This window comes from Schaalia sp. (genome assembly GCF_050312375.1).
In the GTDB taxonomy this organism is placed as follows: Bacteria; Actinomycetota; Actinomycetes; order Actinomycetales; family Actinomycetaceae; genus Pauljensenia; species Pauljensenia hyovaginalis.
In genome coordinates, this window is record NZ_JBNOYB010000115.1 from 57371 (window position 1) to 67031 (window position 9661).

General features: G+C 73.1%; 4 protein-coding genes. All 4 read left to right on the forward strand.

Annotated elements, in window-relative coordinates; translation table 11 throughout:
* The first annotated feature begins 118 nt into the window (after positions 1-118).
* Positions 119-886, forward strand: coding sequence for a biotin--[acetyl-CoA-carboxylase] ligase (locus ACQY7V_RS09335; protein WP_428639965.1), 768 nt, complete (start codon positions 119-121; stop codon positions 884-886).
* Entirely contained in the window at positions 883-2799 is a 1917-nt protein-coding gene (locus tag ACQY7V_RS09340; protein WP_428639968.1) for a biotin carboxylase N-terminal domain-containing protein, read from the forward strand. Before ACQY7V_RS09335 ends, ACQY7V_RS09340 begins: the two co-directional genes overlap by 4 nt.
* Positions 2796-4400 (forward strand): acyl-CoA carboxylase subunit beta, encoded by a 1605-nt coding sequence (locus ACQY7V_RS09345; RefSeq protein ID WP_428639970.1) that lies wholly within the window; start codon positions 2796-2798, stop codon positions 4398-4400. Before ACQY7V_RS09340 ends, ACQY7V_RS09345 begins: the two co-directional genes overlap by 4 nt.
* Positions 4401-4443: 43 nt before the next feature.
* Positions 4444-9661: fatty acid synthase subunit beta domain-containing protein (locus tag ACQY7V_RS09350; RefSeq protein ID WP_428639973.1), on the forward strand; the 5218-nt coding region annotated here is incomplete at its 3' end.

The following is a 9661-nucleotide window of genomic DNA, read 5'->3' on the forward strand; positions in this document are numbered from 1 at the left end:
CGCCTCTCACCCCTTGAGATTCCGCGGTAGTTCAAATACTGAACTTTTTCGCAGGATCCCGCCGAATATACGGAACCGTATTCGCGCACCCCCGCGACGCGCCCCAGGGTGGGACCCGATGAACACCGCCCCCGACTCCCCCGCCCGCTGCGCGCTCCGCCGCTTTGGCGAGGTCGATTCCGCCCTCGCCGTCCTCGCGCGCGCCGAAGCCGAGGAAGGACTCGCCCCCTTCACGACGATCCTCGTCGACCACCAGACAGCGGGCCGCGGACGCTCGGGCCGCAGATGGGAGGACGCCTCCTCCTCGATCCTCACGGCGATCCTCGTCGAAACGCCCGAGCACCACCTCTCATGGACCCCGCTCCTCGCCGGGATCGCAGTCGCCGAAGCCCTCGAAGCGCGCGGCCCCTCCCCGATCCTCAAATGGCCGAACGACGTCCTCATCGACGGCCGCAAAGTCGCGGGGATCCTCTGCGAGCACCTCGGAGCCGACCCGACCACGGGGCTCCACCGGATCGGCGTCGGCATCGGAGTCAACCTCGAGACGGCGCCTGAAAGCGCGGGCGAAGGCGCCGGAGCAATCCCCCTCCTCGAAGGCGAGACCCCCTCCGAAGCGCGCGAGTCGATCCTCCCCTCGATCATCACCGCCCTCGCCTCCCTCCTCGCCGCCGACCCCTCCTCCTGGCACGAGGCCTGCACCTCCCGCCTCCTCCCCTTCGGCGAATGGACGACGCTGCGCCTCCCCGGACGCCCACCCCTGCCGATCCTCCCCGACGGCCTCGCCGCCGACGGCGCCCTCCTCGCCCTCGACGCCCGAGGGCGGCGCCTCACCATCACCGCGGGCGACGTCGACCTGCCCGCACCGACCCGAGGAGACCGCCCATGAGCTTCCTCTTCAAACGCCGCGCGAAACGCCCGATCCGCAAGATCCTCATCGCCAACCGCGGCGAGATCGCCGTCCGCATCATCCGGACGGCCCGCGACCTCGGCCTCGCCTCGGTCGCCGTCTACTCCGACCAGGACATGCACTCCCTCGCCTGCGACCTCGCCGACGAAGCGCTCGCCCTGGGCGGATCCGCCCCCGCCGACACCTACCTCTCGATCGAGGCGATCCTCACGGCGGCGAAGAAGTCGGGGGCCGACGCGATCCACCCCGGATACGGCTTCCTCTCGGAGAACGCCGACTTCGCCGCCGCGGTCCGCAAGGCCGGGCTCGTGTGGATCGGCCCGAGCGCGAACGCGATCGGCTCCCTCGGCGACAAGATCTCCGCCCGCGCGATCGCGACGAAGACCGGCGTCCCCGTCATCCCCGGAGCGCCCCTGCCCACCCGGCCCGACGCCGCCCGCGACCGGCTCCTCGACTTCGCGCGCCGCTCCGGCTACCCCGTCCTCGTCAAGCGCGCCGACGCCGGCGGCGGGCGCGGAATCACGCGCTTCGACTCCGAGGACGACGTCCTCGGCCACTTCGACATCCTCCTCGGCTCCGCGCCCCTGAGCGGCTGCTTCGTCGAGAAGATGGTGACGAGGGCGCGGCACGTCGAAACGCAGTGCGCCCGCGACGCCCACGGCGGATTCGAAGTCGTGACGACCCGCGACTGCTCGGTCCAGCGCCGCAATCAGAAGCTCGTCGAGGAGGCGCCCGCCCCGCACCTGCCGCCCGCCGTCGAACGCGCCCTCGAATCCCACTCCCGCGCCCTCTTCGAGGCCGTCGACTACATCGGCGTCGGGACCTGCGAATTCCTCGTCGGCGAGGACTCGAGCGTCTACTTCCTCGAAGTCAACCCGCGCCTCCAAGTCGAGCACACCGTCTCCGAAGAGGTCGCGGGCCTCGACCTCGTCGCCGAGCAGATCCGCATCGCCGCCGGACTGCCCCTCTCCCCGCCCGGGCCCGCACGCGGCCACTCCTTCGAGGTCCGCATCACCTCCGAGGACCCGGCCGCCCGGCTCATGCCCGCAACCGGCCGGATCTCGCGGATCTCCTGGCCCGGCGGCCCCGGAGTGCGCGTCGACGCCTTCATCCGCCCCGGCGACGCGATCAGCCCGGACTACGACTCCCTCATCGGAAAGCTCATCGTCTCCGGCCCTACCCGCGCCGACGCACTCGCGCGGCTGAGACGCGCCCTCGGCGAGTTCTCACTCGAAGGCCTGCCGACCTCGGTCCCCCTCATCGAGAAGATCATCACCCACCCCGACTTCTGCGGCCCGGACTCGCCCGCGGCCCGCCCTCCCCTCCCCGGCTCGGCGGACTCGCCCGCCGAACGGTGGCCGAAGGGCGAAAGCCCCTTCGCCGTCCACACGAAGTGGTTCGAGGAATCGAGGATCCTCGACGAACTCGCCGACTCCGGCCCCTCCCCCGCGCGCCCCGCCCGGGGCGCGCGCGAAGGCGCGAAACCGGAGGACATGGAGTCCTTCACGATCGAACTCGACGGGCGCCGCACCACGCTCCGCCTCCCCCGGGAGTTCTTCGAGCTCACCGGCAGGAGCGGAGCGCCCCTCGACCGACCGGCCCGTACCCAGCACCTCCGCAAGCGCGGCGGACGCCGCGAGGAGCGGGGCACCGCCGACTCCGGCCCCGCCCTCCGCGCACCGATCCAGGCGACCGTCGTCCGCGTCCTCGTCGAAGTCGGACAGAGCGTCGCAGCGGGGGACCTCGTCCTCGTCCTCGAATCGATGAAGATGGAGAAGCCGATCCTCGCCCACCGGGGCGGGAGGATCGCCGACATCCGCGTCGCCGCCGGGGACTCCGTCACAGCCGGGGACCTCCTCGTCCTCGTCGAAGCCGAAGAGGAGACGCGATGACCGAAGCGAACGACTTCCCGGCAGCGGGAGCGCAGGACCGGCCCGAGGAGGGCGCCGCCGTCTCCCGCGAGAACTTCGCCGCCCGCAACCGCGAGGTCGTCGAAGCCGCCGAAGAGCGCGCCCGCTCCCGCCAGCACCCCCACGGGAGGCTGACCGCCCGCGAACGCATCGGCGAACTCCTCGACGAGGGCTCCTTCACCGAACTCGACCGCTTCGCCGGCGGGGACATCGACAAGGGCGCCCTCGGCTCGGCCGTCATCACGGGCGCGGGCACGATCGACTCGCGGCCCGTCGCCGTGTACGCCCAGGACTTCTCCGTCCAGGGCGGCACCCTCGGCCAGGTCGAGGGCGACAAGATCCTCCGCCTCATGGACCGCGCCCTCTCCCTGCGGATCCCGATCATCGCCCTCCTCGATTCGGGGGGCGCGCGCATCCAGGAGGGCGTCACGGCGCTGGCCCAGTACGGGCGGATCTTCAAGAAGACGAGCGAATGCTCGGGCGTCGTCCCCCAGATCTCCGTCATCCTCGGCCCCTGCGCGGGCGGCGCCGTCTACGGGCCGGCCCTCACCGACTTCATCATCATGACGAAGGCCTCCTCGTACATGTTCGTCACCGGCCCCTCCGTCGTGAAGGCCGCGACCGGGGAGGACATCGCCGCCGAGGACCTCGGCGGCGCAGACCTCCACAACTCCGTCTCCGGCGTCGCCCACTTCCTCGCCGAGGACGAAAGCGAAGCGCTCGACTACGCGCGCACCCTCCTGTCCTACCTCCCCTCCCACTGCGCAGAGCCCGCGCCCATCTTCTCCTACGACCCCGGGCTGAGCGAACCGGAGAACGCCTCGCGCGTCGGCGACCTCGTCCCCGAATCCCCCAAGCAGGCCTACGACATGGTCGAGGTCGTCGAGGCGATCGCCGACAACGAGGAATTCCTCGAAGTCCAACCCCTCTTCGCCCCCTCGATCCTCATCGGCTTCGCGAGCTTCGAGGGGCGCCCCGCCGGGATCGTCGCCTCCCAGCCGGCCGTCGACGCGGGCACCCTCGACGTCGACGCCTCGGAGAAGGCCGCCCGATTCGTCCGCTTCTGCGACGCCTTCGGGATCCCCGTCGTCACCCTCGTCGACGTCCCCGGCTACCGGCCCGGCTCCGAACAGGAGCGCGCCGGGATCATCCGCCGCGGAGCCAAGCTCATCACCGCCTACGCGAGCGCGAGCGTCCCCCTCGTCACCGTCATCATCCGCAAGGCCTTCGGCGGCGCCTACATCGTCATGGGCTCGAAGTCCCTCGGCGCAGACGTCAGCTTCTCCTGGCCGGCCTCCCAGATCGCCGTCATGGGCTCCGAGGGCGCGGTCGACATCGTCTTCCGCCGTCAGCTCGCCGAGGCCGGGCAGCAGGGCCGCGACATCGCCGAACAGCGCGCCCACTACCAGGAGCTCTACGAGAAGCACTCCGTCAACCCCAACCTCTCCCTGCGCGGGGGCCAACTCGACGGCCTCATCGAACCGGGGAGGACGCGGGAGGCGATCGCCTCCTCGCTGCGCCTCCTCGCCCGCAAGGACCGCACCGTCCACTCCCCCAGGGTCCACGACAACGCCCCCCTGTGACGGACCCCCACCAGACCCGCACGAAGAAGAACGGAAATACACGATGACCAGCGCCCTCGATTCACTCGACGCCCTCGGCTCGCCCCTCGCCCTCCTCCTCGGCGGTCAGGGCTCCGCCTGGCGGCCCGCCCTCGCGCAATCCCTCGCCCTCCCGCGCGCCGGCGAGGACATCCGACGCGCCTACGGCGAAGCCCGCGAGTTCGTCGCGCCGATCGCCCTCGATCTGCTCACCGCCGCCCCCGGCGCAGCCGAACGGCTCGAGGCCGTCCTCGCCGGGGCGGACGACTCCCCCGCCGACCTCGCCCCGGCCGTCTCCGGACCGGGCATCCTCCTCGCCCAGCTCGGCGCCCTCGCCGACCTCGACGCCCTCGGCCTCGACCTCACCCGCGAGCCGCTCGTGATCCTCGGCCACTCCCAGGGGATCCTCGGCGCCGAACTCCTCCGCGCCCGCATCCGCGGCGAGGAGCCGGGCGCCCGATCCGTCCTCGCCCTGTCCCTCCTCATCGGCGCGGCCGCCGAATCCGTCACCCAGCGCCTCGGAGCGCGCCCGGGCGGCGCGGATTCCCCCATGCTCGCCGTCCGCGGCCTCCCGCACGGCCTCGTCGCCGAAGTCATCGCCGACATCGAGGACGCGGGAATCGCGGTCGTCAACGGCCCCGCAGCGCTCGTCCTCTCCGGTCGGCCCGAAGCGCTCTCCCGGGCCCGGCTCACCCTCGAGGCCCGCGCGAAGAGCGCGAACCGCGAACTCGAGGAGCGCCTCCACGGCGGCTCGCCGCTCACCCCCGTCTTCGACCCGCTCCCCATCGGCGCCCCCTTCCACTCCCCCCTCCTCGACGAGGCCCTCGTCCTCGTCGACTCCTGGGTCGACGCCCTCATCACCGCTGGACGCGAGATCGACGCCGATCGCGCGCGCAGCCTCGCCGCCCGGATCCTCGTCGAACCCGCCGACTGGTCCGCGCAGGTCGCCCGCGCACTCGAGGCCGGAACGCGCGTCCTCCTCGACCTCGGACCCACCCCGATGGTCGGGCGCCTCACCGAGCCCCTCCTCGCGGGCACGGGCGCCCTCCTCCTCGACGCCTCGACCCGGCGCGCGCGCACCGCCCTCGACGCCCCCGGATCGGCCCCGCACGCCCCCGCTTCATGGGAATCCTTCGCGCCGCGCCTCGTCGCCCTCCCCGACGGCTCCGTCCGCGCCGACACCGCCTTCACGCGCCTCACCGGCAGGTCGCCGATCCTCCTGCCCGGCATGACCCCGACGACCGTCGCCCCCGAGATCGTCGCCGCCGCCGCGAACGCCGGCCACTGGGCGGAGATGGCGGGCGGGGGCCAGTACTCCGAGGAGGTCTTCGCCGAGAACCGCCAGGGCCTCGAGCGCCTCCTCGAACCGGGCCGCACCGCCGGGTTCAACACGATGTTCTTCGACCGCTTCATGTGGAACCTCCAATTCGGGGCGACGCGGATCGTCCCGAAGGCCCGCCGCGCCGGCGCGCCGATCGACGCGGTGACGATCGCCGCGGGCATCCCCGACCTCGACGAGGCGAAGGACCTCATCGCGCGCCTGCGCGCCGACGGCTTCGAATACCTCTGCCTCAAGCCCGGCACCGTCGAGCAGATCGGGCGCGCCCTCGACATCGCCGACGCGAACCCCGGGGTCGAGCTCATCCTCCAGGTCGAGGACGGCCACTCCGGCGGGCACCACTCCTGGGAGGACCTCGACGACCTCCTCCTCGCGACCTACGCCCGCATCCGCTCGACCCCGAACGTCGTCCTCGCCGTCGGCGGCGGCATCGGCCGCCCGCAGGACGCGGTCGCCTACCTCAGCGGCTCCTGGGCCCTCGCCCACGGGCGCCCGCGCATGCCCGTCGATGCCGTCCTCGTCGGCACCGCCGCGATGGCGACCCTCGAAGCGAGGACGTCCCCGCAGGTCAAACGCCTCCTCGTCGACACCCCCGGAGTCGAGGGCGAGGGCTGGGTCGGCCGCGGGCAGGTGAAGGGCGGGATGACCTCGGGCCTGTCCCACCTCGACGCCGACATGCACGAGGTCGAGAACTCCTCCTCGCGCGCCTCCCGCCTCATCCACGAGCTCGGCGGCGACCCCGAGGCGATCCTCGCCCGCAAGGACGAGCTCATCGCAGCCCTCGACGCGACCGCGAAACCCTACTTCGGCGACCTCGAGGAGATGACCTACGCGCAGTGGGCCGCCCGCGTCGTCGAACTCTCCTTCCCCTACGCCGACTGGACCTGGGCCGACCGCGTCCTCGACCTCTTCCACCGGATCGAGGCCCGCCTCGCCGACGCCGACCACGGGCAGACCCCCACCCTCTTCCCCGACGCCGACGCGATCGCTAACGCCCCCGCGGCGCTCGCGCGCCTCCTCGACGCCCACCCGGGCGCCGCCTCCACCCGCGTCGCCCCCTCCGACGCCGCGTGGTTCCCCGAGCTGTGCCGCAAGCACCACAAGCCGATGCCCTTCGTCCCCGTCCTCGACGCCGAGCTCGCCCGCTGGTGGGGCACCGACACGCTCTGGCAGGCCCAGGACCCCCGATTCCCCGCCGACGCCGTCCGCATCATCCCCGGACCGCGCTCCGTCGCCGGCATCGACCGCGTCGACGAGCCCGTCGGAGAGCTCCTCTCCCGCTTCGAGGCCGCTCTCGTCGACGCCCTCGCCGCAGAGGGGGCCCGGCCCGACCCGGTCTTCGCCCGCTACCGCGACTGCCGCGACCTCGCCGAGTTCGTCCGCGCGATCCCTTCGATCGAATGGGCGGGCACAATCGTCGCCAACCCCGCCGCCGTCATGCCCGAGCGCACCGAGATCCGCATCGATGAGGCCGACCCCGAGCGGGTCGCCGTCCTCGTGAAGTGCGAGACCGCCTGGGACGGCCTCGCCGAGCCCGCGCCCCACGCGGTCCGCGAGATCGAGATCCCCCTCCTCGTGTCCGCGGCCTGCACGACCGGGGCCGTGCCCGTCGTCGACATGGAGCGCCTCTCCGTCACCGCCTACGACCTCCTCGCCGGCGCCGCTGGAGTCGGGACGACGAGCGTCAACGGCGATCGCATCGAGGCGATGCCCTCCGTCGAACCCGATGAGGGCTTCGGCACCGTCCGCGCCTCCTTCACCCTGTCGGCCGAACTCGGCCCCGCGCACGCCCGCGTCACCGGCGCCGCCCTGCGCGCCCGGACCGCGAGCATCGTCCCCGACGCCCTCGTCGGCCCCTGCTGGCCGGCGATCTACACGGCCCTCGGCACGGCGGTCCACGAGGGCGTCCCCGTCATCGAGGGCCTCGTCAACGCCGTCCACCTCGACCACACGATCCGCCTCGACGACACCCCGCCCGCGGCCGGCACGCGCGTCGAGGTCGAGGCCCGCTGCGCCGAGCTCTCCGACTCCTCCGCCGGCCGCCTCGTCCGCGTCGAACTCGTCCTGGCCGCCAAGGGCTCCCCCTTCGCGCGCCTCACCGAGCGCTTCGCGATCCGCGGGCGGGTCGCCTCGACCCAGCCGCCCTCGCCCGCGCCCTCGATCGAGCCCGAGAGCGGCGTCACCGACACTCCCCGCTCCTTCGTCCGCCGGGCCCGCGTCCAGGCGCCCGCCGACATGACCGCCTTCGCGAATGTCACGGGCGACTTCAACCCGATCCACACCTCCGTCGCCGCCGCTGGCCTGTCGGGCCTGTCGGCCCCGCTCGTCCACGGGATGTGGCTCTCGGCGACCGCCCAGCACCTCATCGAGGCCGCCGGGGCGCTCGGTCCCGACGAGCCCGCCCGCCCCGGCGTCATCCGTTCGATCCCGACGCCCCCGATGCGGATCGCCTCCTGGTCGTACCGGATGCACGGGATGGTCGACCTGCTCGACGAGGTCGAGATCACCGTGGAGCGCGTCGGCCGCGCCGGAGCCGCCCCCGTCCTCGAGGCGACCTGCCGCGTCGACGGGGAGGTCGTCTCCACGGCCACGGCCCTCCTCGAAGCGCCCCGCACCGCCTACGTCTACCCCGGTCAGGGCATCCAGCGCCCCGGCATGGGCCTCGAGCGCCCCTCCGCCGCCGAACGCGCCGTGTGGGAGCGCGCCGACCGCGCGACCCGAGAGCGCCTCGGCTTCTCGATCCGCACGATCGTCGCCGAGAACCCGAAGGAGATCCGCGTCGGCTCCCGGGTCTACCGCCATCCCGAGGGCGTCCTCAACCTCACGCAGTTCACCCAGGTCGCCCTCGCGACCCTCGCCTACGCGCAGACCGAGGACCTCCGCGAGCGCGGCGCCCTCGTCCCCGGGGCCTTCTACGCGGGGCACTCCCTCGGCGAGTACAACGCGCTCGCCGCATGCGCGCGGATCTTCCCCTTCGAGAAGGTCCTCGAGATCGTCTACCAGCGCGGATCCGCGATGCACCACCTCGTCGAGCGCGACGAGCACGGCCAATCGGATTACCGCCTCGGCGCCCTGCGCCCCAACCAGTTCGGCGTCGACGACGCCGGCGTGCGCGAGTACGTCGCCGGGATCGCCCGCGAATCCGGGGAATTCCTCCAGATCGTCAACTACAACCTCGCCGACACGCAGTACGCCGTCGCCGGCACGGTCGCCGGACTCGACGCCCTCCAGCGCGACGCCGAGGCGCGCGCGGCCGCCGCCGGGGGCAAGCGCCCCTTCATGCTCATCCCCGGCATCGACGTGCCCTTCCACTCCGAGCTCCTGCGCGCCGGCGTCGCGCCCTTCCGCGAGAAGCTCGAGGCCCTCATCCCCGACGACCTCGACCTCGAGGTCCTCATCGGCCGCTACATCCCCAACCTCGTCGCGCGGCCCTTCGCGATCACCGAGGACTTCGCCCGGGCGATCCTCGAGGTCGCCCCCTCGGGGCCGGTCGAATCCCTCCTCGCCGACTGGCCGCGCGCCCTCGCGGATCGGCCCGGGACCGGCCGGACCCTCCTCATCGAGCTCCTCGCCTGGCAGTTCGCCTCCCCGGTCCGCTGGATCGAGACGCAGAACCTCCTCTTCGACGCGGAGGCCCTCGGCGTCGAGCGCCTCGTCGAGATCGGCCTCGGCGCCTCCCCGACGCTCGCGAACCTCGCCGAGCGGACCCTCGCCCGACCCGCCTTCGCCTCCCGAGGGGTCGAGGTCCTCAACTGCGAACGCGACGCCGCGCGCCTCCTCTCAGAGGACGTCGTCGCCGCGCCCGTCGACTCGGCCCCGATCCCCGAGGGCTCTGCCGACGGGGGCCCCGCCGAGCGTCCGGGCGCCGAGGACGCGGCGGGCGGCGCTCCCGATGCCGCGACGA

What these genes read in the sequence shown, in the direction of transcription:
- ACQY7V_RS09340 (WP_428639968.1), top strand. Translation starts at nt 883, where the DNA reads ATGAGCTTCCTCTTCAAACGCCGCGCGAAACGCCCGATCCGCAAGATC.
- ACQY7V_RS09345 (WP_428639970.1), top strand. Translation starts at nt 2,796, where the DNA reads ATGACCGAAGCGAACGACTTCCCGGCAGCGGGAGCGCAGGACCGGCCC.
- ACQY7V_RS09335 (WP_428639965.1), top strand. Translation starts at nt 119, where the DNA reads ATGAACACCGCCCCCGACTCCCCCGCCCGCTGCGCGCTCCGCCGCTTT.